General features: G+C 59.0%; 1 protein-coding gene. It reads right to left on the bottom strand.

The window, feature by feature from the left end:
• Nucleotides 1-129 precede the first annotated feature (129 nt).
• A complete protein-coding gene (gene groES, locus AC0L2A_RS36410) occupies nucleotides 130-426 on the bottom strand; it encodes a co-chaperone GroES (protein WP_254023998.1) in 297 nt (98 codons plus the stop codon).
• Nucleotides 427-429 lie beyond the last annotated feature (3 nt).

The raw sequence follows: 429 nt of genomic DNA, 5'->3' as shown, positions 1-429 counted from the left end.
TGTTGACGCCGCGCAGCATGCGCTCACGGGCATCGCGAGAAAATTTTACGTCTTTGGCAGCCATTTTTAGCTCCTGGGCATTTCGCCCGAAATTCAGATTGGATGGTGCGGATGAAGGGCGGCGGCGTGTCAGCCGATGATGCCCATGATGTCGGATTCCTTCATGATCAGAAGGTCTTCGCCATTGAGCTTGACTTCGGTGCCAGACCACTTGCCGAACAGGATGCGGTCGCCGGCCTTGACGTCCAGCGGGACGAGCTTGCCGGCTTCGTCGCGGGCGCCGGAACCAACGGCGATGATCTCGCCTTCCTGCGGCTTTTCCTTAGCCGTGTCGGGGATGATGATGCCGCCGGAGGTCTTGGATTCGGATTCGACCCGACGAACGACCACGCGGTCATGCAGCGGCCGGAAATTCGACTTTGCCATTTT

It is taken from the genome of Mesorhizobium sp. WSM4844, from assembly GCF_055811775.1.
Note: the sequence above shows the minus strand (reverse complement) of the source record. Positions and strands in the feature narration are given on the sequence as shown.

Coding starts and splice junctions, on each gene's coding strand:
- groES (WP_254023998.1), bottom strand. CDS start 426: ATGGCAAAGTCGAATTTCCGGCCGCTGCATGACCGCGTGGTCGTTCGT.